This is a genomic window from Nonomuraea pusilla (genome assembly GCF_900109355.1).
GTDB classification, from domain to species: domain Bacteria; phylum Actinomycetota; class Actinomycetes; order Streptosporangiales; family Streptosporangiaceae; genus Nonomuraea; species Nonomuraea pusilla.
Genome location: NZ_FOBF01000005.1, coordinates 466,361 through 490,930, shown reverse-complemented (window position 1 = coordinate 490,930; position 24,570 = coordinate 466,361). Strand labels below are relative to the sequence as shown.

Here is a 24,570-nt window from a genome sequence, read left to right as displayed (position 1 = left end):
GACGCGAAGAAGCCGCCGGGCGGGAAGGGGCCGAGGGGCGTCAGGGGGTGGGCGGCGGGAGGTTGGGCGGGCTCGACGGGGTGCGCGGGCTGGCGGCGCTGTTCGTCGTGCTGCACCACTGCCGGCTGCTCGCCTACCCCGGTTTCCCCGCCGACACCGGCCCCTGGTGGGCGAGCTGGCTGCTGTACGGCCACTTCGCGGTCGTCGTCTTCATCGCGCTCTCGGGCTTCTCGTTGGCGGTCTCCCCCGCGAGGGCGGGCTGGCGGCTCGGCGGGGTGCGCCGTTTCGCCCGCCGCCGCGCCTGGCGCATCCTTCCGCCGTACTGGGCGGCGCTGCTGTTCAGCCTCGTGGTCGCCTGGACGCTGGCACCGCAGCCCGGCCAGCCCGTGCCCACAGGTAAGACGGTGGTCGTGTACGGGCTGCTGCTGCAGGACGTGTTCGGCTCGCCCAGCCCGAACGGCGCCCTGTGGTCGATCGCCGTGGAGGCGCAGCTGTACGTGCTGTTCCCGCTCCTGCTCCTGGCGGTGCGCCGGGTGGGCGCGACGGTGACGGTGGGCGCGGTCACGGTGGTCGTGGTCGCGGTGGGGCTGCTCGCGCCCTCGGTCCCCGCGGTGGGGGCGCTCATGCGGCTGACCCCGCAGTTCGCGGTGCTGTTCGCGGTGGGCGTCGTGGCGGCAGCAGCGGCCCGCGAAACCTCGCGGCCCGCCCGCCAACCCTCAGGACGCGCCCGCGAACCCTGGCGGCGCGCCCGCCAACCTTCCGGACCCGCCCGCGAAACCTCGCGGCCTGCCTGGGGGCGCCGGGGGGCGGCTCTGCCGTGGCTGGCGCTCGCCGCCGCGGCGCCCGTGGCCGTGCTGATCGCGGTGCGCAGCCCGGCGTGGACGATCGGGCAGTTGTTCTGGGTGGACCTGGCGCTCGCGCCCGCCGCCGGGCTGCTGCTCGCGTCGGTGGCGCGGGGCCGTCCCGCGCCGCTGGTCCGCCTGCTGGACACCCGCCCCGTACGGTCGCTCGGCTCCTTCTCCTACAGCCTCTACCTGGTGCACGCGCCGATCGTGGTGGCGCTCGACCGCTACGTGGCCGCGCCGCTGGCGGAGCCGGGCACGGGCAGGTTCCTGCTGCTGCTGGCGCTGGCCGTGCCGGTGTCGCTGGTGTTCGCCAGGGGGTTCGCGGCGGTGTTCGAGCTGCCGTTCCAGCGGCACCGCAGCGGTGCCGCGCTGCGCGCGGCGGCACGCAACCGCCTCACCCGACAGCCCGGCCGCCCCGCCTAGGACCTGTCTCCGGTCGGCGTCCGCCGGACTGCCCTGTTACGGTTTCCTCGCATCATGGCTCAATCACTGACAGAGCGACCCGGACACGGTAGACAGGACGTCGAGCTCCCCCTGGTCTCCTGGGCGACCGTGATGGAGGCGCCGCACACCTACTACCTGGTGTCATCATCCGTCCATGGCGCTCGTGGCCCCGCCCAGGAGCGGGCGGTGCGGGACCTGCTTCTCACGTTCCGCGCCGACCGGCCCTGACACGCCTGCCTCGCCTGCCTGTCATTCCAGGAAGAGTTCGACGACGGGCACCAGGACGTCGGGGCGTTGCACCGGCAGCTCCAGCGTGAGCGTGCCCGGCGCCTGGCCGCCCATGCGGGTGTTCTGGGCCTCCTGGTCCGGGTCGGTGCTGACGAACCTGATCTCCGAGGCGTCGTTGAGCAACTGCGCGTAGCGCACCTTGCCCGCCAGCCCATCCAGGTGCACGTGGCGCAGCGGCCAGCTGAAGAGGTGCAGGTAGAGGCGGTCGCCGCGGCGGGTGTAGCGGCAGTCGGCCGGGGGGTGGTACTCCGCCGGGCCGCACCCGCGGATGGAGCGCTCGTGCAGCTCCATCCAGCCGCCGATCCGGGCCAGCAGCGCGGTGGCGCGCGGGTCGATGCGCCCGCGCCCGTCAGGGCCGACGTTGAGCAGCAGGTTGCCGCCCTTGGACACCCCGTCGACCAGCATCTTCACCAGCAGGTCCGCGCTCTTGTAGTCGAGGTTGTCGCGGTCGTAGCCCCAGCTTCCGTTCAGCGTCTGGCAGGCCTCCCAGAGGCCAGGCATGGGCGCGGAGGGCTGGTACTGCTCAGGGGTGACGAAGTCGCCGGGAATGCCCAGGCGGTCGTTGACGAGAATGTCGGGTTGCAGCTCGCGCACCATCGCCAGCAGTTCTTCCGAGCCCCAGTCCTCGGGGCCTTTTCCGCCCCACCATTCGCTCCGGCCGGCGTAGGAGAAGTCGAAGAAGAGATAGTCGACCGTTCCGTAACGGGTAAGGAGTTCCCTGACCTGGCCGTGCAGGTATCGCCGATACACCGAGACGTCACGTTCGGGAATAGGGCGGACATCGCGCTGTGGATGGGTTCCGTCCAGGGGGAACTCCGGGTGGTGCCAGTCGATCAGCGAATGGTAGAAACCCACCTTCAACCCCTCGGCGCGGCACGCCGCGACGAACGGTTCTACCAGGTCACGGGGGGCCTTGTAGTCCGTCAGGTCGCTGTCCCAGAGGCAGAATCCGTCGTGGTGCTTGGTGGTCAGCACGGCGTAACGCATGCCCGCCGCCCTGGCGGTCCGCGCCCACGCGGCGGGGTCGTACAGGTCCGGCGAGAAATGGTCGACATAGGGCTGGTATTGCGCGTCGGTCAGTTTCTCGCGCGACTTCACCCACTCGTGCCGGGCCGCCAGCGAGTACGGACCCCAATGCACGAACATTCCAAAACGATCATTGATCAACCAGTTCATGAAAAATCATCCCTTGAGGGCGCCCGACGACAGTCCATGCACGAACGAGCGCTGGAAGAACAGGAACACGATCACCGACGGCAGCAGCGCCAGCAGCGAGGCCGCCATCACCACGCCGGGCGTGACGATCGGGTCGATCCGCAGCGTGCGCAGCGCCAGCGGCAGTGTGTAGGTCGAGGAGTCGCTGGCGACCAGCATCGGCAGCAGGTACTGGTCCCAGATCATGGTGAACCCGAACACCCCGATGACGCCCAGCGCCGGGCGGCACATCGGCAGGATGATCCAGGCGAAGATCCGCAGTTCCCCCGCCCCGTCGATCCGCGCCGCCTCCTCCAGCTCGCGTGGCACGTCCCGCATGAACTCCGTCATGACCAGGATGGAGAACGCCCACGCGCCGACCGGCACGATGATCCCGGCCAGCGTGCCGATCAGGTTGATGTGCAGCACCGGCAGGTCCGACAGGATCAGCGACAGCGGGATCGCCAGGATCTCCTCCGGCAGCATGAGCGTGGCCAGGATCGCGACGAACACGAGCGTCATGAACGGGAAGCGCTTGCGGGCCAGCGCGTAGGAGGCCAGCGTCGAGACGGCCACCTGCAGCAGCAGCCCGAACCCGACCACGAAGAAGGAGTTCAGCAGGTACTTCAGCACCCCGTGGTCGACGGCGACCGCGAAGTTGTCCAGCGTCGGGCGCGAGGGCACGACGCTGAGCTGCGTCGGGTCGGAGACGTGGTTGAACGCGCTGACGAGCAGCGCCAGCAGCGGCCCGGCGAACACCACCAGGACCAGCGCGTGGACGACGAGCCTGAGCAGCCGCGCCTGCGGCGTCCTGCTCTCCTTGAGCCCGAGGGCGGTCTCGCTGGCCGCGCTCATTCCTTCTCCCTCCGCCTGAGGACGGACACGACGACGGTCAGCAGCAGCGTCGCCAGGAACAGCAGCACCGCTCCCGCGGAGGCCACGCCCAGCCGGTTCTGTTCCAGGCCCAGCTTGGTGATCAGGGTCATGACGACCTCGGTCGAACCGTTCGGCCCGCCGTTGGTCAGCAGGTAGACCTCGGTGAAGACGCGCAGGCCGCGGATGGCCGCCAGGATGAAGAGGATCGAGAACACCGAGCGCAGCCCCGGCAGCGTCACGTGCAGCAGCCGCCGCCACCGTGACGCGCCGTCGACGATCGCGGCCTCGTACAGGTCCCTGTTCACCCCGGCCAGCCCGGCCAGGAAGATCATCATGTCGTACGGCGCGCCCCGCCAGACGCCGGTGGCGATGACCGAGGCCATCGAGGTGTGCGGGTCGTTGATGAACCCGGACGGCCCGAGCCCGACCAGGCCGAGCAGCGAGTTCAGCATGCCGTCGCCGGTCGGGTGGTACATGATCCGCCACAGCTCGGCGATGACCGCCATCGGCACCACGACCGGCAGGAACGCCGCCGACCTGATGAAGGTCAGCCTGCGGCTCTGCCCCTCCATCAGCAGGGCGAGCACCAGCCCGAGCAGCATCGACCCCGCCGTCTGGAACACCGCGAGCAGGACGGTGTGCCAGGCGGCCTGCTGGAAGCCGTCGGAGGTGACGACCTTGACGTAGTTGTCCTGGCCCACCCACTGGTTGCCGAGGAAGGGCTGCACGTTCTGGAAGGACATCACCAGGGCGTTGCCCATGGGGATGAACTTGAAGTACAGGAACAGGACGAGCGCGGGGGCCAGGAACAGCCACGGAACCCACCAGCGCCCGCTCCGCCCGCTCCTTCCGCTCCGGCCGCTCGGGCGCTCCTGCCCGGCCACAGGGGCCGGATCGACCTCCACCGCCGTCATGACGCGGCGACGCCCTGCTCGGCCAGGATCCCGGCGAGCTTGGTGTCCAGCTTCTGCAGCTCGCCCTTCAGGTCCAGGCCGCAGTCGGCGACCAGGGCGTTGACGGTGTCGGCGGCGGCCTGCCGCACGGGGGTCCAGTTGGGGATCGACGGCGGGTAGTGGCCGGAGCTCTGGTAGACGTCGGCGTAGGTCTTCCACCTGGGATCGGGGCGGACCTGGCCGATGTCGACCGTCTTGTTGACGGGCAGTTGCACGATGTAGGCGGTGTCGCCCTCCATGCCGACCTTCTGGCCCTCGGCGGAGATGGCGTAGGACGCGAAGGCGTCCTGGCCCGCGTTGTTGGGCGAGCCGGCCATCAGGTAGATCGCGCCGCCCTCGGCGAGCACGTCGGCGTTCTTGGCCCCCTGGGGCATGGGCACGACCTCGTACTTGTCCTTGCCGAGCGACTTGTCGTAGCGGGGCATCAGGTAGGGGCCGACGACGTACATGCCGGTCTTGCCCGACTCGAACGTCTCGTTCGTCGGCGGGGTGTCCATCGTGACGGCGCCCGGCTGGATGACCTTGTCCTTGCACGCCAGGTCGCGGAACCATTGCGCGGCCGCGACCGACTCGGGGGTGGACATGGCCGGCTTGTACTTTCCGCCGCCCGCGTCGGCGACGAAGTCACCGCCGCCCGCCCACAGGAAGTTGGAGAAGTACCAGGAGGCGTAGCCGCGCTTGGTCGACAGCGGCGCGGCCAGCCCGTACGTGTCGTTCTGGCCGTTGCCGTCGGGGTCCTTCTCGGTGAAGGCCTTGGCCAGGGCGGCCAGCTCCGCCCAGCTCTGCGGGGGCTTCAGCCCGAGCTTCTCCCGCCAGTCCTTGCGGATCAGCAGCGCCGTGGCCTGCGCGGAGTACGGCACGCCGTACTGCTTGCCGTCCACGCCCTTGCCTGAGGCGAGCGCGCGCTCGGACACGTTCTCGGCCCCGGCGAGCTTGGTGAGGTCGATCTCCCTGAGCAGCCCCTGGCTCTGCATCGTTCCCAGCTGGGCGACGTCGTTCATGACGATGTCGGGCAGGTCCTTCTGGGCGGCCCGCTGCTGCATCTTCGTCTCGAAGTCGTCGAAGATCGCGGTCACCTTGACCTTGTGGCCGGTCGCCTTCTCGAACGCGGCGGCCAGCCTGAGCGTGCCCTGCTCGCCGGGCCCGCCGGGCGTGGTCCTGGTCCAGAGTTCGAGTGTGGCCTTGGCGTCCTGCTCGACGTTGGTCCCGGCGGTGCCTGACGAACATGCTGTGAGCATCACCAGGCATGCCAACATTGTGGATGGGGTTCGCATATGTGGACGGCTCCCTCTCCTTGGCAAGCGATTTCCCGGAAGGTAGCGGTGGTCACGTTCCCCGGTCAATGCTCCGATGAATAAACGACCCCCGATAGAGCTGTCCCGTTATGCGGCACCCTGTCTTCCCAGGCATCCGATGAAACGAGGAAGAGATGATCAAAGCACTGCTGGTGATGGAGGAGCGCAGACGGGCCGACGTCTACCCCGCGCACGTCCTGGAAAGGCTGGCCGACCTGGTCGAATGGCAGGCTCCCGCGATGACGCGGGAGCAACTGGCCGCCGATCCCAGCGTGCTGTCGGAGGTGGAGGTCCTGCTCTCCGGCTGGGGCGCCCCGGAGCTCGACGCCGGCCTGCTCGGTCACGCTCCGCGCCTGCGGGCGGTGCTCGTGGCGGCGGGCTCGGTGCGCCCGCTGACCACGCCGGAGTTCTGGGCGCGGGACATCCCGATCGTGTCGGCGGCCTCGGCCAACGCGGTGCCGGTGGCGCAGTTCACGCTGGCCCAGATCCTGCTGGCGCTCAAGCAGTTCCACCGGATCTCCCGCGAGATCAAGGAGCTGGGCCGCTACCCGGACGAGGTGCGCGTGGCCGGAGCCTACCGGTCGCGGGTGGGGCTGCTCGGCCTGGGCGAGATCGGCCGCCTGGTCGCCTCCCACCTGCGCGCCTTCGACCTGGAGGTGGTCGCCTACGACCCGCACGCCTCCTCGGTGCTGGGCGTCCCGCTCCTCCCGCTGGCCGAGCTGTTCGAGACCTGCGAGGTCGTCAGCGTGCACGCCCCGCTGCTGCCCGAGACCACGGGCCTGGTCGACGGCCCGCTGGTGGCGCGGCTGCCCGCGGGCGCGACGCTGGTCAACACCGCCCGCGGCGCCGTCCTCGACGAGCCGTCCGTGGTCGAGGTCCTGCGCCGGCGGCCCGACCTCACCGCGGTCCTCGACGTCACCTGGCCCGAGCCGCCGGAGCCTGGATCGCCCCTGTACGGCCTGCCCAACGCGGTCCTGACCCCGCACCTGGCCGGGGCGATGGGCGCCGAACGCGGCAGGATGGGCGAGCTGGTGCTGGCCGAGGTCGCCCGCCTGGCCGCGGGCGAACCGCTGCGGCACGCGGTGAACCCGGCGCTGGCGAGCCTGCGGGCGTGACCGCGATGGACCCGGCACTCAGGGAGCACCTGCGGCGGCTCGATCTCGACCTGCTCATGGCGGGGCACGCCGATCCCGTCCCCGCCGGCTGGGGGCGTCAGGCGCGGACCGACGGCTACAACCGGATCTACCTCATCCTCGACGGGGTGGGTTCGATCACCCTGGACGGCGTGGAGTACCTGCCGCGTCCCGGCCAGCTCTACTTCCTGCCCGCCGGGTCCGCGCTGGCCTTCTCCAGCTCGAAGGAGCGCCCGTTGCGCAAGTACTGGGCGAACTTCACCGCCACCGTGGCCGGGCGCGAACTGGCCTCGCTGGTCGCGCTCCCCCGGGTGATGGAGGTGGAGGATCCGGCGGCCGTACGGGAGATGTTCGTCAGGCTGCTGGCGGCGGGCAGGGGCACGACGCAGGTGACAGGACCGCTGCGGCAGCGGGCGGTGCTCATGGAGCTGACGGCCTACCTGGTGGACCACGCGCCGCTGGGCTCGTTGCGGCCGCTCAGCGAGGGGCCGGGCCGGATCCTGGAGTACATCGACGCGCACCTGGCCGAGGCGCTGACGGTGGGGCGGCTGGCGGAGGTCTTCCACTACAACCCGACCTACTTCATCACCTACTTCGCGCAGCTCTTCGGGGTCTCCCCCAACCAGTACATCCGGCAGCTCCGGGTCGAACGGGTCAAGCAGGCGCTGATCCACACCGAGCAGAGGATCGAGGAGATCGCCGGGACGGTGGGCTGGGAGGCCTCCTACCTGTCACGGGTCTTCCGCCAGGTGACCTCGCTGACGCCCACGCAGTACCGGGCCTTGCACCAGGCATCCTGAGGATCGTCCTAGGACTGCCCGAGTTTTGCCCATGCCCAAGGAAAAGCGCTTTCCCTACGTTGCCGGTATGAACCGATTGGCAGCCCTTGTCGCGGCGGCGTCCCTGCTGCTGCCCGCCGCGCCCGCGCACGCCTCGACGGACGGGGAACGGCTCGTCTCGAACCAGGCCGAGCTGAACGCGGCGATCGGGACGGCGGGCACCATCGTCATGGCCGACGGCACCTGGCAGGACACCGTCATCGACCTGCGCGCCCCCGGGCCCCTCACGCTCAGGGCGCAGACGCCCGGCAAGGTGCTGCTCACCGGCAGGTCGGCGCTGTCGCTCAACAGCCCCGACCTGACCGTGAGCGGCCTGACGTTCACCTCCGGCCAGGCGCCCGACGGCGCGGGCTCGGTCATCTCCTTCAACAGCGACCGCGGCAGGGTCACCGACACCGCCGTGATCGACTTCAACCCCGGCGATCCGGCCACGCCGTACTACTGGGTCTTCTTCAAGGGCGGGCACAACCGGTTCGACCACGGTCTGCTCAAGGGCAAGGCCCACCAGGAGCCGCTGGTCGGCAACGACCGGGGCCCGGCGGCCACCTACAACCGGGTGGACCACACCCGCTTCGCCGACGTCCCCAACCTCCGCCGCAACGGCATGGAGGCGCTGCGCATCTGGGGCTACGGGCAGTGGGCGGAGGAGGGCGCCGAGGAGGGCGCGTACTTCACCATCGACAACAACCTCTTCGAGCATGTCGACGGCGACGACGAGATCATCTCGCTGAAGTCGAACCACAACACCGTCCGCAACAACACCATCAGGCAGTCCAGCGGCGGCCTGGTGCTGCGCTACGGGAACTACAACACGGTGGAGAGCAACGCCATCATCGGTGACCGTTACCCGGCCAGCGAGGGCATCCGCGTCAGCGGCGACCACCACGTGGTGCGCGGCAACTACGTGCAGGGCGTCTCCGGCTACGGCCTCAAGGTCACCAGCGGGGAGCATCTGTTCGACGAGAACAACCAGCTCGACTACCTGACGCCGGACTTCGTCCCGCAGCCGAACCCGCGCACGCCCCACGGCTACCTGTTCCACTACGGGCAGGTGACCGACAGCGCGTTCACCGGCAACGTGTTCACCGGCAACGCCAAGAGCGACATCCACATCGGCTGGTTCTACAAGAACCACTGGCCCGGCTACCAGATGGTGCTGCTGCCCGAGCGCAACACCTTCACCGGCAACCTCAGCCACAGGCCCGAGGGCGGCGTGGCCGTGACCACCTCGGTGCAGGACACGGCGCCGCCGCTCGCGAAGTTCTCCTTCCAGCCGAACGCCTTCCGCGGGAACGTCGTCTACGGCGGGACGCTCGACGTCAACCCGCCCAACAGCACCGAGGGGATCAAGGTCGTGCCCTCCCGCGACTGGACCCCGCCCGCCCCGCCGCGGACGGAGGAGACCGGGCCGTCCTGGCAGGCCGGCTAGCCCCGGCGGGCCAGGGCGAGGGCCTCGCTCTCGTACGCGGCGGCCAGCTCCTCCGGCATCGGCGCGAGGTCGGAGGAGCGCCTGAAGTCGCGCAGCGTCGTGCCCACGCAGCGGGAGTCGACGTTGGGCGCGCCCCTGCGGGCGGCCACGTCGTCGATGTGGACGGTTCTGAAGTCGATGCTGAACCTGGTCCTGCCGGAGGTGTTGGGGACGGTGGAGTGGAGCTGCGCGCCGGAGAACAGGATGGCGCCGCCGGGCTCGGGCACCACGCGCAGCTGCGGGTGCAGCTCGATCTGCTCCTGCGGCCTCGGCTGCTCCCTGGTGTCGCTGTGGACGTGCTTGGGCGCGTCGGGACGCTCCACGCTGTTCCAGACGGCGTAGTCGTAACGGTCGCTGCTGTTGCGCACGGGGTTGTCGAAGTAGCGGGGGTGGAAGGCCATCACGTTCTCCTGCACCACCCCGTACACCGGGATCCACCAGTTGACCTGGTTGAACGGCGCGGAGTACCAGCAGTCCCTGTGGGCGTGGTAGGCGTACGAGATGCCGGAGGTGAGGTAGTCGTCCGAGGTGGAGGTGCGCAGGCGGGGGACGTCGTAGTAGGTCGTGCCGAGGTCGCAGCCGAACTCCTCGAACACGGCGGGCAGCAGCTCCTCGCACCGGGGGTGGTGGATGAAGCGGGGCTTCAGGTCGGCCAGCAGCGCCGCGAACTCCTCTACGGGCATGTCGAACTGCGCGGTCTCCGGGTCGTGCGGCCCGAAAGCCTCCCTGATCAGCTCGTCGGCGAAGGCGATCAGCTCCTTCGTCGCGGGCGATGCCGAGTAGACGAAGACCTGACCTTCGAAGATCAGCCCCCGGCGCGTCTCGTCGTCCACCTTGCTGTTGGAATAGACGGTGGTCAGCATTGCGGATGTCCTTTCCGATCACCCCCCGAGCACTCCGTACTCGCCGGTTCGGCGGCGTTCGTTACAAGGGCTAGCGCCGGACGAGCGCCGAGCCCATGGCGGCGAGCCTGCGCCCGCGCCGCAGGGCCGTGCCGCCGTGCCTGCGCAGGTACATGGCGGCGACGGCGGCCCGGCCCCTTCTGCGCTGCGCGGGGGTGAGCGCGGCCTCGTCCAGCGCGCGCAGCAGCTCCCCGCACTGGATGAGGGTGGAGAAGCGGGCCTGCCAGGGCGGCACGCCGATCTTGCGGGCGATGTCGGACAGGCGCTGCGGCTCCCAGTTGCGGCCCGCGAGCACCTCGGGGACGTGCCCCCACGGGCCGGCCAGCGCCATCCTGGCCGCGTAGATCTCGTCCTCGCGCAGCAGGGTCCTGCCGCGGTCCACCTTCATGATCTGCTCGCGGCGCATGAGGCCGTAGAGCGGGTCCATGGCGAACGGGTCGCCGGTGAACGCCCGCAGCGCCTCCTCGAAGCGGTCCACCGGGTCGTCGGACAGGTAGCCGGTCCCCGTGTACGCCGCCGTGCCGGTGGCGCCGTCCGGCCCGGTGTAGGACTGCTGGGTGGTGACGAGGATCAGCCGCTCGTCGGCCTCGAAGACGTCCAGGCAGCGCGAGACGTAGTCGGGGGCCAGCCAGTTGTCGTCGCCCGCCCAGCGGTAGAACTCCCCGCTCGCCCGGTGCAGCGCGTCGGTGAAGTTGGGGATCTGGCCGATGTTGTACGGCTGCCGGTGGTAGACGATCCTGTCGTCGCCCGCGGCGAGGGCGCGGCAGATCTCCTCGGTGCCGTCGGTCGAGGCGTTGTCGCAGATGACGAGCTCGACGGCGGGGTGGTCCTGGGCCAGCACCGACAGGATCACCTTCTCCACGCGATCGGCCCCGTTGTAGACGGGCAGCCCCACGGACACCAGCGTGTCGGTACGTGCCATTCAGGCGCTCCTTCTGACCAGTTTGCTCAGTGTGGTGCCCGGCACCGCGACCAGGACGAACAGCAGCAGTCCCCCGCCTCCTGCGACGACGAGCTGCACCGGCGCGGGCCCCGACCGGGTCAGCCGCTCCAGCAGGAGCATCAGCGCGCCCGCGGCGAGCCCGCCCAGGGCGGGCCTGACCAGGTCGGGCAGCGTGGGCGCGAGCCGCACCCCGGCCCGGCGCAGGACGAACAGCGCGATCGGCACGGTGACGGTCACGGCGACGACGGCGTGCGCGACGGCCGCGCCCCTGATGCCGCCCAGGTGCGCCCCGGCCACGAGGGCGGGCAGCAGCGCGACGGCCCAGCAGAGGTTGAGCACGACGGTCGTCCTGGTGGCGCCGAGGCCGGTCAGGATGTCCACGGCGAGGAACGAGATCAGCATCCTGACGACCATGAGGACGGCGAGCCAGCGCAGCACCCCGGCGGACAGGTCCCAGCGGTCGCCGTACAGGAACGTGATGAGGGGGTGCGCGAGCACGGCCATGACCAGCGCGGGCGGCAGCACGAACGCCACCATGACCGGCACGGACCTGCGCACGCCCTCCGACAGCGCGGCGGGGTCCTCGGCCAGCCGGGAGAAGCTGGGCAGCGAGACGTAGCGCAGCGCGGTGCCGATGATGCCGGGCACCCAGCTCGACACGTTGAACGCGAGCAGGTAGTAGCCGAGTTGCTCGGAGCCGAGCACGTCGCCGACGACGACGTAGCTGGAGTTCATCAGGACGGCCTCCAGGCCGAACCCGAGCGCCGACGGCACGCCGAACCGCAGCAGCTTCGCCGCCACCTCCCGGTCGAAACCGATCTCGACCGGCACCCAGCCCCAGAAGAAGATCAGGATCCCGGTGACGACCGAGGCGGCGACCTGCCCCCACGCGAAGCTGTAGGCGCCCGCGCCGCCGAGCGCGAGCGTGATGGCCACCGCCGCGTTCGCCACGAAGCCGATCATGATGGCCAGCGTCAGCTTGTCCTGGTCGAACCTGCGCAGCAGGGCCGCGCTGCGGACCGCGGTGAACGCCTCGATGAGGATGATCGAGGTGAGCAGCCTGACGACGCCCGCCGCGCCCGCGTTGCCCGCCATGGCGGCGAAGGCCGGGGCGAACGCCCAGAAGACGGCGTACAGGCCGGTGGCGAACAGGAAGCTGAGCACGGTCGCCGTGGGCGCCATGTCCTCCAGGCGGCCCCGCCACTGGATGGTGGCCGCGTGGATGCCGACGTCCTTGATGTGCATGACGATCTGCGTCGCCGCGAGCGCCACCGCGTATGTGCCGAAGTCGTCAGGAGCGAGCACCCGGGCCAGCACGAGGCCCATCGCGAACGAGCCCGCCCGGGTGACGAGGTTGCCCAGGAGACTCCAGCGCAGCCCTCGTCCGGCTCGCGCGCCGATCTCCTCGACCCGCTCCGTCTTGTCCATGGGCGCCCTTCTACGTGGTCACCCGTTCGAGCCAGATCTCGCGCCAGAACGGCACGAACTCGCGCGGGCAGTTGAGGCTGTGCACCCCCTGGCAGACCACGTTCTCCAGAGTGATGCAGGGGGACTTCATGGTGAGCAGGCGGCCGGTGCGCTCGTCGATGCAGCGTTCGACCCTGGCCTGGACGCGGGCGACGGTGCCGCAGTAGCGGGCCATCTCCTCCTCGAAGCCGAGGCCCCTGTTGAGCATCCGCTCGTTGAGGGTGGCGAGGATCTCGGCCTTGGGCTTGACGCGTACGAGCTCGCCGGGCCGCAGGCCGAGCGTGCCGGTCGGGGTGGCGCCGCGCAGGCCGGGCCGCAGGAAGCCCCAGCGCCTTCCCTCCCTGAACCGCAGCCGGGCGGGCAGGACCCGCGCGCTGACCGCCTGCACGCGGTTGAAGACGCCGATGAGCAGGGCGTGCAGGGTGCGCAGCGGGCCGGCGTTGCCGCTGCGGACGTCGGTGACGTACTGGCCGACGCTCCTGACGGGCAGGCAGACGGGCGCGGCCCGCAGCAGCTCGGTGGCCTGGCAGGAGTAGCGTTCACCGCCGTCGTCGCCGGGCGGCCTGCGGGTGTTGGGCTCCAGCAGCGCGAGCAGCCTGCCGTCGGGCACGGCGTCGGGCACGGCGTCGCTCTCCGCCGTTCCTGGCTCGACGCGGCGCAGCCAGGCCTCCTTCCAGTACATCGAGCAGGCCGTCTGGCAGCCGCCGTGCGCCGAGCCGTCGCAGCGGGCGCCGGTGAGGTGGACGGCCCGCTCCATCCTGCGCAGTCCGGTGCCCGTCTGCGTGTCGCACAGCTTGTGGGCGACCTTGTGGACGGTGAGGCGGCGCCCGCAGTAGCGGGCCATCTCCGGCATGAACGGCAGCCCGTCGAGCTCGCCGCGTCCGTCGAGCGTGGCGAGGATCTCGGCGGCGGGCCGCACCTCGACGACGTCTCCGACCCTGAGGCCCATCAGGTCTCCCCCACGCCTTCCCCTCACGCGTGCTCCTTCAGCAGGCCGGCGTCGCGCAGGGCGAGCGCCGCCTCCTCCACCAGGGCGAACGGCAGGCCCGAGCGCGTCGCGACGTCGAGCAGGCTGTGCTCGCCGTCGGACAGGTTCAGCACCCACAGCATCGCGAGCTGCCCCTGCCGCGTGTCGCTCCTGCCGCCGAGCGACCCGTAGAGCCCGCGCCGCCCGAGCTGCGGCTCCCCGTACGGGCTGAGGTTGAGGTACGTGCGGTCGCCCTCCAGCACCCTGGTGACCTGCCACAGGGCGTCCAGCGTGTCCTCCATGGCGTCAGGGGTGACGAATCCGGGGTCGTCGCCGGAGGTGTGGTACTCCGGGTAACCCGCGTACGGGGTCCTGGTGAGGCCGCCGAACGGCAGGTCGAACCCGGGCGAGCAGAACTGCCGCTCGTCGTAGCCGTACGGGGAGAAGTCGAGCACCCGGTGCGGCCGGTCGCGGAGGACGTGCGTCACCGCCCGGTCGATGGGGGCGTCGCCGCGCCTGCTCCGCTTGTACGTGAGCGGCCCCGGGTCGCCCGCGCAGGCCAGCGTGAGCCCGTGCGCGATGCGCCGGAGCCGGTCCCGGTTCAGCGCGAGCCAGGTGATCGCCCCGATCGTGCCCGGCATGAACAGGAACCGGTAGGTGTGGCGCGGCCGGCCCGCCGCGGCGATCCGTCCGGCCAGCGCCACGGCGACCGCGACGCCCGCCAGGTTGTCGTTGGCCAGCGAGGGGTGGCAGACGTGGCAGGAGATCACCACCTCGTCCGCCAGCTCACCAGGCACGACGTGCTCGGCCAGCGTCAGCGCGCCGTCCTCCAGCGTGGAGTCGACGAGCACCTCGTACGGCCCGTCCGCGAGCCCGTCGAGGACGTCCTGGCTGAGGCAGAAGCCCCACGTCTCCGCGTAGTAGCTGGTCCGGTAGGGCACGAGCGCGGGCTGCTCGGGCAGCGTGTGCAGCCGGGGCCGCAGCTCCTCCAGCGGGTACGTGCCCGACACCGGCACGCTGTAGCCGACGACGTGCAGGTTCGAGGCCCGGAAGTCGACCACCCGGCGGCCCGTGGCGTCCTTGATGTACGCGTCGCGGATGTTCCATTCCTTCGGCACGGTCCAGTCGAGCACCTCGGTGCCCGTCGGCACCTCGGTCACGGTGAGCGGCAGACGCTCGCCGACGATCTCCAGGGTGCGCCGCACCCCGTCGCCGGTGATGCTCCTGCAGATCGGGTAGAGCCGCTCGACGAGGGCGTGCATCTCCTCGCCGGTCAAGGGCGCAGCTCCTCGTCGATCGTGCCGGCGGCCCTGCGGTCGGACAGCCGGGCCAGGCGGGTGTAGCGGCGGTCGAAGTCGTGCCTGGTCAGCCCGTACGCGCGGTACGCCTCCACCAGCTCGGCGGCGCCTGCCTTGACCGTCCAGCGGGCGTCGTAGCCGGGCAGCGCCCGCCGGATGCGGGAGAAGTCCACGCGGTAGGAGCGCGGGTCGTTGCCCGCCTCCCCGGTGATCACCAGGGCCGCGCCCGGCACGGCCTCGGCGACCTCCTGGGCGATCTCGGCCACGGTGACGTTGTTGCGTTCCGTGCCGACGTTGAACGCCTGCCCGTGCACGGCCTCGCGCGGCGCCTCCAGCGCCATCAGGAACGCCTCGGCGATGTCCATGGCGTGCACGAGCGGACGCCACGGCGTGCCGTCGGACAGCACCCGCACCTCGCCCGACAGCACGGCGTGCCCGACGAGGTTGTTCAGCACGATGTCGGCGCGCAGCCGGGGCGAGAAGCCGAACGCGGTGGCGTTGCGCATGAACACCGGCGAGAAGTCCGCGTCGGCCAGTTCGGCCAGGTCGTCCTCGACGCGGACCTTCGACTCGGCGTACGGGGTGACCGGCCGCAGCGGCGCGTCCTCGTCCACCAGGTCGTCCCCGCCGGACGCGCCGTAGACGGAGCAGGTGGAGGCGTACACGAACCTGCGCACGCCGGCGTCGCGGGCCAGCGTGGCCAGCCGCACGGAGGCCCGGTGGTTGATGGCGTACGTCAGCTCGGGCGCGAGCGAGCCGAGCGGGTCGTTGGACAGCGCGGCGAGGTGGGCGACGGCGTCGAAGCCGGCGAGCAGGCCGGGCGGCACGTCGCGCAGGTCGGTCCGGTGGCCCGGCGGGTCGCCGGGGGCGGGCCCGAGCACGCAGTCGGCGAACAGCCCGGAGTCCAGTCCCACCACCTCGTGCCCGGCGGCCGACAGCACGGGGGCCATCACGCTGCCCAGGTAGCCCTGGTGCCCGGTCAGAAGAATGCGCAAGGTCTCAGCCTCCGGCCAGATCGATGGTCAGCTTGGTCGTGTGGAAGCCCTCGGCGTAGCGGGCACCGCACTCGATGCCGCGGATGCGGGCGAGCCCGAGGAACGCCTCGGCGTCGTACCAGGGGCGGTGCCGCTGGGAGGGGTAGTGCTCCAGCAGCAGGCGCGCCTTGGTCCGCGCGGCCTCGGGCGTCAGCGGCTGGTAGACGGAGGGGCGGCCGAGGTCGCCGTCCCATTTGACGATCTCGTAGCCAAGCGCGAGGTGGTCGCGGAAGGCGGTCGGCACCAGGCGGGCCAGGCCGCGGTGGTCCTGGTGGGCGTCGCCCGCCCAGGGGGCGAGGACGAGCCCGGGGTCGGTCCTCGCGCGCAGGTCCTCCAGGGCGTCCTTGGCCTCGTCCCAGTGGGCGGGCAGCCGCCCGTCGGGGATCGTGAGCACGGTGAGCCTGAGGTCGGCGCCGGGGCAGAACGCGGCGAGCGCGGCGCGCTCCTCCTCCTCGCGCGCGGTGCCGCCGCCCGACAGGACGAGGGCGTCCACGCGCAGGCCGGGCCTGGCCGCGCACAGGGTGTGCAGGGTTCCGCCCGCGCCGATGGCCAGGTCGTCGCAGTGGGCGCCGAGCGCGACGACGGCGTCCAGCGCCGGGGGCCGCAGGCCGATCACGATTCCCACAGCGCCCACGGGCGCTCGCCGCGCGCCCAGGCGCGGTCCAGTTCGAGCCGCTGGTTGACGGTGTCGCTCGGCCGCCAGTAGCCGCGGTGCGGGTACGCCATGAGCCTGCCGCGCTTGGCCAGTTCCGCGCAGCCGTCGGCGACGAGGTCGCCGTTCTCCGGGATGTGGTCGAAGACCTCCTGGCGCAGGACGAAGAAGCCGCCGTTGACCCACAGCGGCAGCTCGCTGACCGGGGTGATGCCGCCGACCAGGCCGCCTTCGCCGACGTCCACGACGTGGAAGGTGTTGGTGGGCGGCACGACCATCATGGACGCCCCCGCGCAGGAGGCGGTGAAGCGCTCGACGATGCGCGGCAGCGGGGCGTCGGTCAGGACGTCGGCGTAGTTGGCGAGGAACATCTCGTCGCCGCCGAGGTGGGGGCGGACGCGGCGCAGCCGCTCGCCGATCGGGGAGTCGAGGCCGGTGTCCACGAGCGACACCGACCAGTCGGAGATGTCCGTGGACAGCAGCTCGATGGCGCCGTTCCGCAGGATGAAGTCGTTCGACCCCGTTTCCTGATATGTCAGGAAGAAGTCTTTGATGTGGTGGGCGCCGTACCCCAGGCACAGGATGAACTCCTTGTGCCCGAAGTGCGCGTAATACCGCATCACATGCCATAACAGTGGACGCGGGCCGACGAGCTGCATCGGCTTCGGCATGTCGCCGCCCGGCAGGTCGCTGCGCATCCGCGTGCCGCGCCCCCCGCAGAACAGGACGACCTTCACGCGACGACCTCCAGGCGGGGAACCGGGAACACCAGCCGCCCGCCCCACCCGCGCACGTACGACAGCTGCTCCACCAGCTCGTCACGCAGGTTCCACGGGAGCACGAGCACGTAGTCGGGCCGATCCTCGGCGATGCGCTCGGGCGGCAGGATCGGGATGCGCGACCCCGGCGTGAACCTGCCGTGCTTGTACGGGTTGCGGTCCACCGTGTACGCCAGCAGGTCCGGCCGCACCCCGCAGTGGTTGAGCAGCGTGTTGCCCTTGCCAGGAGCGCCGTACCCCACGACCGTCCTGCCCGCGTCGGCGGCGTCCACCAGGAAGCGCAGCAGGTCCCGCCTGACCTTCGCCACCCGCGCCGCGAAGTCGCGGTAACCCGACAGCTCGTGCAGGCCCGCCGCCTTCTCCAGCGCCAGCACGTCGTCCACCCGCCGCGACACCGGAGCCTCGCGCGGCGTCGCCCACAGCCGGATCGAGCCGCCGTGCGTGGGCAGCGGCTCGACGTCCACCAGGTGCAGCCCGCCGCTCTCCAGCGCCCGCCTCGCCGAGGCGACCGTGTAGTACTGGAAGTGCTCGTGGTAGATCGTGTCGTACTGGTTGCCCTCGATGAGGGCGAGCAGGTGCTGCACCTCGACGGAGACCCGGCCGTCGTCCGCCACCAGGGCGCGCAGCCCCTGCGTGAAGCCGACGACGTCCGGGACGTGGGCGTAGACGTTGTTCGCCACCACCAGGTCCGCCGGGCCGTGCTCGGCCCGCACCCGCGCCCCCACCTCCGGCGACAGGAACGCCGTCAGCGTCGGCACGCCCTTCTCGGCCGCCGCCCTGCCGACGTTCTCCGACGGCTCGATCCCGAGACAGCGGACGCCGCGTTCCACGACGTGCCGCAGCAGGTAGCCGTCGTTGCTGGCCACCTCCACCACGAACGAGTCCGGCCGCAGCCCCGCGCCCGCCACGAACCGCCGCGCGTGCTCCACCCACGACGTCGAGTACGACGAGAAGTAGGCGTACTCGGTGAACGTCTCCTCCGGGGTGATCAGCGGCGGGAGCTGCGCCAGCCAGCAGCTCGTGCACACCCGCAGACGCAGCGGGTACGTCACCTCGGGCAGGTCGAGCTGCTCGGCGGTCAGGAACAGCTCGCACGGCGGGGTCGCCCCGAGGTCCACGACCCCCGCCAGGGACGCCGATCCGCACAGACGGCAGGTGCTCATTCAGCTCACTCCAGCCAGGGCCCGGGCCTCGTACTCCAGCGCGAGGTCTTCGGGCACGCGGCTCAGATCGTTACAGCGGACGAAATCGCGCAGCGTCGTGCCCGTGCACTCGGCGTCCACGTTCGGCGCGCCCCGGTGCTCCCGCACGTCGCCGAGGTGGACCGTGCGGAAGTCGATGCTGAAGCGCGTCCTGCCCGACGTGTTCGGCACCGTCGAGTGGAGCTGCGCGCCCGAGAACACCAGCGTGCCGCCCGGCTCCGGCACCACCCGCACCTGCGGCTCCAGCTCCACCGGCTCCTCCGGCCTGGGCTGCGCCCTCGGGTCGCTGCGGACGTGCCGCGCCGCCGTGCGCCTGCTCGTGCGGTTCCACTCCGCGTAGTCGTAGAGCCTGCTGCTGTTGCGCACCGGACGGTCGAAGTAGCGCGGATGGAACGCCATGACGTTCTCCGCCACCACCTCGTACACCGGGATCCACCAGTTCACCTGCGAGAACGGCGCCGAGTACCAGCAGTCGCGGTGCGGGTGGAAGGCGTACGAGATGCCGGAGACCAGGTATGCGTGCGAGGTGGAGGTGCGCAGCCTGGGCACGTCGAAGTAGGTCAGCTCCGGGTCGCAGCCGCGCTCCTCCAGCACGGCGGGCAGCAGCTCCTTGCAGCGGGGATGGTGGATGAAGCGGGGCTTGAGATCCGCGAGCAGCCCGGCGAACTCCTCCACCGGCATCTCGTGCTGCGCGGTCTCGGGGTCGCGCCCGCCGAACGCCTCCTCGATCAGCTCGCGGGCGAACCCGACCAGCTCGGACGTCGCGGGCGAGGCCGCGTAGACGAACACCTCGCCCCGGTAGAGCAGGTCTCGCCGGGCGTCGTCGTTCACTCCGCTGTCGGAGTAGACGGCGGTCATCATGAAAGATCCCTCTCGGTCGGTCTACAGGGCGGCTGAACGGTCTGGCATGCTGCGATCATGGATCGCCTCTCCATCGCGGGGGCGTGGGTCTTCACGCCGCGCGTCCACGCCGACCCCCGCGGGAGCTTCCTGGAGGCCTTCCGCGCGGCCGACCTGCCGCACCCGATGCAGGTGGCGCAGGTCAACTGCTCCGTCTCCGCGGCCGGCGCGCTCCGCGGCGTCCACTTCGCCGACGTGCCCCCCGGCCAGGCGAAGTACGTGATGTGCGTGTCGGGCCGCGTCATGGACGTGGTCGTGGACGTGCGCGCCGGCTCCCCCACGTTCGGCCGCTGGGAGGCGGTGACGCTCGACGACCGGGCGCGGCGGGCCGTGCTCATCGCCGAGGGGCTCGGCCACGCGTTCATGGCGCTGACCGACGACGCGACCGTCGTCTACCTGTGCTCGCAGCCGTACAGCCCCGGGCGGGAGCACGGCGTCCACCCGCTCGACCCCGCCCTCGCGATCACGTGGCCCCCCGGAGTCGAGCCGGTGCTGTCCGGCAAGGACGCCGGCGCGCCCACCCTCGCCGAGGCGCTGGCCGCGGGGCTGCTCCCCGACCACGCCGCCTGCCAGGAGCTCTACGGCACGCCGCACTGACCGCCCGCCTTCACGTCGGCGCCCGCCACGAGCCGGCCCGTGAGGGCGGGCCAGGCCGCGTGCAGCGCCTCCCGCCAGTCGCGGATCGGCGCGCACCGGGTGCAGGCCAGCACCCCGTACGCCGGGCGGCGCGCCGGCCTGGTGACGGCCGACGTCGGCACCGGCCGCACCAGTCCGGGATCGGCCCCGGCCAGCGCGAAGATCTCCCTGGCCAACCCCCACCAGGTGGTCTCGCCCGAGCTGGTGCCGTGGTAGACGCCCGGCGGCAGGCCGGAACGCGCGAGACCGACCAGGAAGGCCGCCAGGTCCGCCGTCCAGGTGGGCTGGCCGCGCTGGTCGTCCACGACGTCCACGGGACGCCGCTCCCCCGCCAGCCCGATCATCGTGCGGGCGAAGTTCGGCCCGCGCGCCCCGTACAGCCAGGCGGTGCGCACCACGTACTGGCCGTGCTCCAGGGCCCCGGCCTCCCCGGCCAGCTTGCTCCTGCCGTACGCGTTGACCGGCCCGGTCGGCGCGTCCTCCGGGTACGGCCGCCCGGAGCCGCCGTCGAAGACGTAGTCCGTGGAGACGTGCAGCAGCCGCGACCCGACGCGGGCGCACACCTCGGCCAGCCACGCCACCGCCGCGCCGTTGACGGCCGTGGCCTCCTCCTCGTGGGTCTCGGCGGCGTCCACCGCCGTCCAGCCCGCGCAGTTGACCACCACCCCCGGCCGGTACGCCGACACGAAGTCGCGCACCGCGCGCCGGTCCAGCAGGTCCAGCTCCGGCCTGCCGAGCGCGAGCACCGGCTCGCCCGTCAGCGCCACGCTGTCGAGCACGTCCTCGGCCAGCATGCCGCCCGCGCCCGTGATGAGCCACCTCACGCCCCGCCCTCCTCAGCGACAGCGCCCCTTCGGCGTCCTTGCGGGCTCCCAGGAGCCCAGACCGATCACCCGGCCTCGGCCGATCAACCGGCCCACCAGTGCGGGTGCTCGGCATACCAGCGGACCGTCTCCTCCAGGCCCTGCTCGAACGGGACGCTCGGCCGGTAGCCCAGCGCGCGCAGCCTGGAGTCGTCCAGCGAGTACCTGCGGTCGTGGCCCTTGCGGTCCTCGACGTGCTCCACCAGCTCCCAGCTCCTGCCGCACGCTTCCAGCAGCAGGCCGGTCAGCTCCTTGTTGGTCAGCTCGGCCGTGCCCGCGACGTGGTAGACCTCGCCCGGCAGGCCCTTCCGCGCCACCAGCCTGATGCCGGCGCAGTGGTCGGCGACGTGGATCCAGTCGCGCACGTTGCCGCCGTCGCCGTACAGCGGCACCTTCCTGCCGCGCAGCAGGTTCGTCACGAACAGCGGGATGACCTTCTCCGGGTACTGCCGGGGGCCGTAGTTGTTGCCGCACCGGGTGATCGAGACGTCCAGGCCGTGCGTGATCGCGTACGAGCGGGCGACGAGGTCGGCGCCCGCCTTCGAGGCCGCGTACGGCGAGCGCGGGCGCAGCGGCGCGTCCTCGTCCCACGAGCCGACGTCGATCGAGCCGTACACCTCGTCGGTCGAGACGTGCACCACCTTCCGCACGCCCGCCTCCAGGCACGCCTGCAGCAGCGTCTGCGTGCCCAGCACGTTGGTGCGCACGAACTCCGCGGCCCCCGCGATCGACCGGTCCACGTGCGACTCCGCGGCGAAGTGCACCACCAGGTCGTGGCCGGGCACCACCTCGGCGAGCAGCCCGGCGTCGCACACGTCGCCGTGGACGAACGCGTGCGGCACGCCGTCCAGGTTGTCGCGCCTGCCGGCGTAGGTGAGCTTGTCGAGCACCGTGACCGACGGGGAGCCCGTGTCGAGCAGCCCGCGGACGAAGTGCGAGCCGATGAACCCCGCACCTCCCGTCACCAGGATCTTCCTCATCAGCTGATCTGCACCTTGCTGTGATCGCCCAGCACGAGGCGGTGGGCTCTGGGCGTGGCCGGGGCCGGGGTGACCTCGACGTCGTGACCGATGAGCGACGACTCGATGCGGCCCACCCCGGCGATGGAGGCACGGGGCAGCACGATCGAGTACTCGATCTCGCTGCCGCTGATCGAGCAGTCGGCGCCGATCGAGGTGAAGGGGCCGACGTAGCTGTCGGCGACGCGGGCGCGCGGGCCGACGACGGCCGGCCCGACGATGCGGGAGCGCTCCACCACGGCGCCCGGCTCCACGACCACGCGCCCGATGAGCTCGCTCGCGCCGTCCACCCGGCCGTCCACCCGCGGCTCGACGGACTCCAGCACCAGCCGGTTCACCTCCAGCATGTCCGCGACGTTGCCGGTGTCCTTCCAGTAGCCCGAGATCACCGAGGACTCCACGCGCAGCCCCGCCTCGATCAGCCACTGGATGGCGTCGGTGATCTCCAGCTCGCCGCGCCACGACGGCTTGAGCTCGGCCACCGCGTCGTGCACGGCCGGGCTGAACAGGTACACCCCGACGAGGGCGAGGTCGCTCTTCGGGCGCTCCGGCTTCTCCTCCAGGCCGACGACGCGACCGTCCCTGCCCAGCTCGGCGACCCCGAACTGGCGCGGGTCGCCGACCCTGGTGAGCATGATCTGCGCGGCGGGACGCTCCCTGGCGAACCGCTCCACCAGGCCGTTGATGCCGCCCACCACGAAGTTGTCGCCGAGGTACATGACGAAGTCCTCGTCGCCGAGGAAGTCGCGGGCGATGAGCACGCCGTGCGCCAGCCCGAGCGGCGCCTCCTGGCGCAGGTACGTCACCTCCAGGCCGAACGCCGAGCCGTCGCCCACGGCCGACTCGATCTCCGCGTGCGTGTCGCCCACCACCAGGCCCAGCTCGCGGATGCCGGCCGCGGCGATCGCCTCCAGGCCGTAGAAGAGCACCGGCTTGTTCGCCACGGGGACGAGCTGCTTGGCGGACGTGTGCGTGATGGGCCGGAGCCGGGTGCCCGCCCCTCCGGCGAGCACGAGCGCTTTCACCTAGTAAGCCCCTTCCCCGCGGGCCACGACCGACCACGTCTTCCACAGGATCTGCAGGTCGAGGATGAGCGACCAGTTCTCCACGTAGCGCAGGTCCAGGCGGACCGACTCCTCCCAGGTGAGGTCGGAGCGGCCGCTGACCTGCCAGAGACCGGTCATGCCCGGTCTGACGACGAGGCGGCGGCGCACGTCCGTGCCGTACTGGGCGACCTCCTCGGGGAGCGGCGGGCGGGGGCCGACGAGCGACATCTCGCCGCGCAGCACGTTGAGGAGCTGCGGGAGCTCGTCGAGGGAGTAGCGGCGCAGGAAGCCGCCCACGCGGGTGACCCTTGGATCGTTCCGGATCTTGAACAGCACGCCGTCGAACTCGTTGTCGGGGAGGAGGTGGGGCTTGAGCCGCTCGGCATCGGCCACCATCGTACGAAATTTCACGACACTGAACTCTTTGCCGCCTTTGCCGACCCGGGTCTGGTGGAACAGCGCCGGCCCCCTGCTCGTCAGGCGGATGAGCAGCGCGATCGCCAGCAGCGGCACGGCGAGGACCAGCAGCGCCGCCACCGCGACCAGCCGGTCGAACACCGTCTTGACGACCTGCCGCGCGCCGTCGAACTCCGGGTGCTCCACGTGCAGCAGCGGCATCCCGGCCACCGGCCTGATGCTGATGCGCGGCCCGGCCACGTCCATCAGGGCGGGCGCCACGAACAGGTCCGTACGCGCCGTCTCCAGGCTCCACGCCAGCCGGCGCAGCGCCGCGCCGTCCAGTTCGGGGCAGGCGAGCACCGCCACGGCGTCCGCGCGCGTGCGCGCCACCACCTGCGCCACGTCCCCGAACGACCCCAGCACGGGGACGCCGTCGAGGTCGACGTCCATGCCGCCGTCCGGCAGGCAGGCGCCCACCACGCGCATCCCGTGGTACGGCTGGCGGCGGAACTGCATCACCAGGTCGATGATCGACTCGCGGTGCCCCACGGCGATCACCTGGCGCAGGTAGTCGCCGACCTCGCGGCGCCGGTGCAGCCGCTTGCGCATGCGATAGCGGAAGTACAGCGTCGACAGCAGCGCCAGCGGCAGCATCGCCATGACGAAGCTGCGCGCGATGACGGTCTGCGTGGCGTACGCCATGATGGCGACGGCGGCCATCAGCGCGACGCCGCCGTTGAAGACCGACTTGAACTCCTCGGTGCCCTCGCCGTTGGCCCGCTGGCGGTACGCGCCTCCCATGGCCAGCGCCACCGGCCACGCCGCGATCAGGCCGAGCCCGAGCGCGAACTCGACCACCGGGACGAACGCGCCGAACGCCAGGCGGGCGCCCAGCACGCAGACGCACGCGAGCAGCGCGCACGCCGCGTCCCCGCACAACAGAAGCCGGAGATAGGCCCGCGTCCAGATGCTCGACGCACGGCGTGGCACTGTTTCGAGGAGCACGACGGCGGACTCCCCAGTCCCCACCCTCATACCACCACCCTGACGACACCCTGGCGGCCTCGGTGCGCCGCGATTAACGAGACGTTCCTTGGATCACAGTGGTTGACAAGAGCCACAATGATT

General features: G+C 71.4%; 23 protein-coding genes. 5 read left to right on the top strand and 18 right to left on the bottom strand.

Features of this window, described 5'->3' with window-relative positions:
- Positions 1 to 47: 47 nt before the first annotated feature.
- Positions 48 to 1,268 carry an acyltransferase family protein gene (locus BMX74_RS14120; RefSeq protein WP_091100648.1) on the top strand — a complete coding sequence of 407 codons (1,221 nt, stop codon included), beginning with the start codon at positions 48 to 50 and terminating at the stop codon, positions 1,266 to 1,268.
- Positions 1,269 to 1,538: 270 nt separating this feature from the next.
- On the opposite strand, the gene BMX74_RS14115 is transcribed toward BMX74_RS14120, so the two are convergent.
- From BMX74_RS14115 to BMX74_RS14100, 4 genes are read right to left on the bottom strand one after another with little or no spacing between them, the layout of a single operon-like run.
- On the bottom strand, positions 1,539 to 2,753 hold the full coding sequence (locus BMX74_RS14115; RefSeq protein ID WP_091100645.1) for an alpha-L-fucosidase: 1,215 nt from the start codon (positions 2,751 to 2,753) through the stop codon (positions 1,539 to 1,541).
- 6 nt (positions 2,754 to 2,759) lie between these two features.
- Positions 2,760 to 3,626 (bottom strand): carbohydrate ABC transporter permease, encoded by an 867-nt coding sequence (locus BMX74_RS14110; protein WP_055504712.1) that lies wholly within the window; start codon positions 3,624 to 3,626, stop codon positions 2,760 to 2,762.
- The gene (locus tag BMX74_RS14105; protein ID WP_055504711.1) at positions 3,623 to 4,561 is read right to left on the bottom strand and encodes a carbohydrate ABC transporter permease; all 939 of its coding nucleotides are present in this window, start codon (positions 4,559 to 4,561) and stop codon (positions 3,623 to 3,625) included. Before BMX74_RS14105 ends, BMX74_RS14110 begins: the two co-directional genes overlap by 4 nt.
- Complete coding sequence (locus tag BMX74_RS14100; RefSeq protein ID WP_082535227.1) at positions 4,558 to 5,838, bottom strand: sugar ABC transporter substrate-binding protein; 1,281 nt, start codon at positions 5,836 to 5,838, stop codon at positions 4,558 to 4,560. Before BMX74_RS14100 ends, BMX74_RS14105 begins: the two co-directional genes overlap by 4 nt.
- A gap of 191 nt (positions 5,839 to 6,029) precedes the next feature.
- On the opposite strand from BMX74_RS14100, the gene BMX74_RS14095 reads away from it, so the two are divergent.
- From BMX74_RS14095 to BMX74_RS14085, 3 genes are all read left to right on the top strand, one after another.
- Complete coding sequence (locus tag BMX74_RS14095) at positions 6,030 to 7,010, top strand: hydroxyacid dehydrogenase (protein WP_091100643.1); 981 nt, start codon at positions 6,030 to 6,032, stop codon at positions 7,008 to 7,010.
- 5 nt (positions 7,011 to 7,015) lie between these two features.
- Positions 7,016 to 7,828, top strand: coding sequence for an AraC family transcriptional regulator (locus BMX74_RS14090; protein WP_236714897.1), 813 nt, complete (start codon positions 7,016 to 7,018; stop codon positions 7,826 to 7,828).
- Positions 7,829 to 7,895: 67 nt separating this feature from the next.
- Positions 7,896 to 9,296: a polysaccharide lyase 6 family protein gene (locus BMX74_RS14085; RefSeq protein WP_176573417.1), complete on the top strand. Its 1,401-nt coding sequence runs from the start codon at positions 7,896 to 7,898 to the stop codon at positions 9,294 to 9,296.
- Here BMX74_RS14085 and BMX74_RS14080 read toward each other — a convergent pair.
- The 10 genes from BMX74_RS14080 to BMX74_RS14035 form a co-directional block, all read right to left on the bottom strand.
- Positions 9,293 to 10,198, bottom strand: coding sequence for a hypothetical protein (locus BMX74_RS14080; RefSeq protein ID WP_236714838.1), 906 nt, complete (start codon positions 10,196 to 10,198; stop codon positions 9,293 to 9,295). The two genes, BMX74_RS14085 and BMX74_RS14080, sit on opposite strands and share 4 nt — an antisense overlap.
- A gap of 70 nt (positions 10,199 to 10,268) precedes the next feature.
- On the bottom strand, positions 10,269 to 11,159 hold the full coding sequence (locus BMX74_RS14075) for a glycosyltransferase family 2 protein (RefSeq protein WP_055504706.1): 891 nt from the start codon (positions 11,157 to 11,159) through the stop codon (positions 10,269 to 10,271).
- The gene (locus tag BMX74_RS14070; RefSeq protein WP_091100641.1) at positions 11,160 to 12,608 is read right to left on the bottom strand and encodes an oligosaccharide flippase family protein; all 1,449 of its coding nucleotides are present in this window, start codon (positions 12,606 to 12,608) and stop codon (positions 11,160 to 11,162) included.
- Positions 12,609 to 12,618: 10 nt separating this feature from the next.
- A complete protein-coding gene (locus tag BMX74_RS14065; protein WP_143078652.1) occupies positions 12,619 to 13,623 on the bottom strand; it encodes a hypothetical protein in 1,005 nt (334 codons plus the stop codon).
- Entirely contained in the window at positions 13,620 to 14,891 is a 1,272-nt protein-coding gene (locus BMX74_RS14060) for a DUF4910 domain-containing protein (protein WP_218153949.1), read from the bottom strand. Before BMX74_RS14060 ends, BMX74_RS14065 begins: the two co-directional genes overlap by 4 nt.
- Complete coding sequence (locus BMX74_RS14055; protein ID WP_055504703.1) at positions 14,888 to 15,907, bottom strand: NAD-dependent epimerase/dehydratase family protein; 1,020 nt, start codon at positions 15,905 to 15,907, stop codon at positions 14,888 to 14,890. Before BMX74_RS14055 ends, BMX74_RS14060 begins: the two co-directional genes overlap by 4 nt.
- A gap of 4 nt (positions 15,908 to 15,911) precedes the next feature.
- On the bottom strand, positions 15,912 to 16,571 hold the full coding sequence (locus BMX74_RS14050; RefSeq protein ID WP_256256942.1) for a PIG-L deacetylase family protein: 660 nt from the start codon (positions 16,569 to 16,571) through the stop codon (positions 15,912 to 15,914).
- Entirely contained in the window at positions 16,559 to 17,335 is a 777-nt protein-coding gene (locus BMX74_RS14045; RefSeq protein ID WP_055504701.1) for a glycosyltransferase family protein, read from the bottom strand. Before BMX74_RS14045 ends, BMX74_RS14050 begins: the two co-directional genes overlap by 13 nt.
- The gene (locus BMX74_RS14040) at positions 17,332 to 18,540 is read right to left on the bottom strand and encodes a class I SAM-dependent methyltransferase (protein WP_055504700.1); all 1,209 of its coding nucleotides are present in this window, start codon (positions 18,538 to 18,540) and stop codon (positions 17,332 to 17,334) included. The genes BMX74_RS14045 and BMX74_RS14040 overlap by 4 nt, the downstream gene beginning before the upstream one ends.
- Positions 18,541 to 19,440, bottom strand: a complete 900-nt coding sequence (locus tag BMX74_RS14035; protein ID WP_091100635.1) for a phytanoyl-CoA dioxygenase family protein — start codon at positions 19,438 to 19,440, stop codon at positions 18,541 to 18,543.
- Between the two features lie 57 nt (positions 19,441 to 19,497).
- On the opposite strand from BMX74_RS14035, the gene BMX74_RS14030 reads away from it, so the two are divergent.
- Positions 19,498 to 20,076: a dTDP-4-dehydrorhamnose 3,5-epimerase family protein gene (locus tag BMX74_RS14030; RefSeq protein ID WP_091100632.1), complete on the top strand. Its 579-nt coding sequence runs from the start codon at positions 19,498 to 19,500 to the stop codon at positions 20,074 to 20,076.
- Here BMX74_RS14030 and rfbD read toward each other — a convergent pair.
- The 4 genes from rfbD to BMX74_RS14010 all read right to left on the bottom strand — a co-directional run bounded on the left by rfbD (position 20,058) and on the right by BMX74_RS14010 (position 24,477).
- Positions 20,058 to 20,939 carry a dTDP-4-dehydrorhamnose reductase gene (gene rfbD / locus BMX74_RS14025; protein WP_082535134.1) on the bottom strand — a complete coding sequence of 294 codons (882 nt, stop codon included), beginning with the start codon at positions 20,937 to 20,939 and terminating at the stop codon, positions 20,058 to 20,060. The two genes, BMX74_RS14030 and rfbD, sit on opposite strands and share 19 nt — an antisense overlap.
- Positions 20,940 to 21,022: 83 nt before the next feature.
- Positions 21,023 to 21,958: a dTDP-glucose 4,6-dehydratase gene (gene rfbB / locus BMX74_RS14020; RefSeq protein ID WP_091100630.1), complete on the bottom strand. Its 936-nt coding sequence runs from the start codon at positions 21,956 to 21,958 to the stop codon at positions 21,023 to 21,025.
- The gene (locus BMX74_RS14015; RefSeq protein ID WP_091100628.1) at positions 21,958 to 23,022 is read right to left on the bottom strand and encodes a glucose-1-phosphate thymidylyltransferase; all 1,065 of its coding nucleotides are present in this window, start codon (positions 23,020 to 23,022) and stop codon (positions 21,958 to 21,960) included. Before BMX74_RS14015 ends, rfbB begins: the two co-directional genes overlap by 1 nt.
- Positions 23,023 to 24,477: a sugar transferase gene (locus BMX74_RS14010; RefSeq protein WP_055504696.1), complete on the bottom strand. Its 1,455-nt coding sequence runs from the start codon at positions 24,475 to 24,477 to the stop codon at positions 23,023 to 23,025. It lies immediately after the preceding gene.
- Positions 24,478 to 24,570: the final 93 nt, after the last annotated feature.

Bases quoted from the DNA above. Each gene is read 5' to 3' on its own strand.
- BMX74_RS14085 (WP_176573417.1), top strand. From the start codon at position 7,896: ATGAACCGATTGGCAGCCCTTGTCGCGGCGGCGTCCCTGCTGCTGCCC.
- BMX74_RS14095 (WP_091100643.1), top strand. From the start codon at position 6,030: ATGATCAAAGCACTGCTGGTGATGGAGGAGCGCAGACGGGCCGACGTC.
- BMX74_RS14115 (WP_091100645.1), bottom strand. From the start codon at position 2,753: ATGAACTGGTTGATCAATGATCGTTTTGGAATGTTCGTGCATTGGGGT.
- BMX74_RS14040 (WP_055504700.1), bottom strand. From the start codon at position 18,540: ATGAGCACCTGCCGTCTGTGCGGATCGGCGTCCCTGGCGGGGGTCGTG.
- BMX74_RS14110 (WP_055504712.1), bottom strand. From the start codon at position 3,626: ATGAGCGCGGCCAGCGAGACCGCCCTCGGGCTCAAGGAGAGCAGGACG.
- BMX74_RS14105 (WP_055504711.1), bottom strand. From the start codon at position 4,561: ATGACGGCGGTGGAGGTCGATCCGGCCCCTGTGGCCGGGCAGGAGCGC.
- BMX74_RS14075 (WP_055504706.1), bottom strand. From the start codon at position 11,159: ATGGCACGTACCGACACGCTGGTGTCCGTGGGGCTGCCCGTCTACAAC.
- rfbB (WP_091100630.1), bottom strand. From the start codon at position 21,958: ATGAGGAAGATCCTGGTGACGGGAGGTGCGGGGTTCATCGGCTCGCAC.
- BMX74_RS14100 (WP_082535227.1), bottom strand. From the start codon at position 5,838: ATGCTCACAGCATGTTCGTCAGGCACCGCCGGGACCAACGTCGAGCAG.
- BMX74_RS14090 (WP_236714897.1), top strand. From the start codon at position 7,016: ATGGACCCGGCACTCAGGGAGCACCTGCGGCGGCTCGATCTCGACCTG.
- BMX74_RS14035 (WP_091100635.1), bottom strand. From the start codon at position 19,440: ATGATGACCGCCGTCTACTCCGACAGCGGAGTGAACGACGACGCCCGG.
- BMX74_RS14070 (WP_091100641.1), bottom strand. From the start codon at position 12,608: ATGGACAAGACGGAGCGGGTCGAGGAGATCGGCGCGCGAGCCGGACGA.
- BMX74_RS14030 (WP_091100632.1), top strand. From the start codon at position 19,498: ATGGATCGCCTCTCCATCGCGGGGGCGTGGGTCTTCACGCCGCGCGTC.
- BMX74_RS14010 (WP_055504696.1), bottom strand. From the start codon at position 24,477: ATGAGGGTGGGGACTGGGGAGTCCGCCGTCGTGCTCCTCGAAACAGTG.
- BMX74_RS14080 (WP_236714838.1), bottom strand. From the start codon at position 10,198: ATGCTGACCACCGTCTATTCCAACAGCAAGGTGGACGACGAGACGCGC.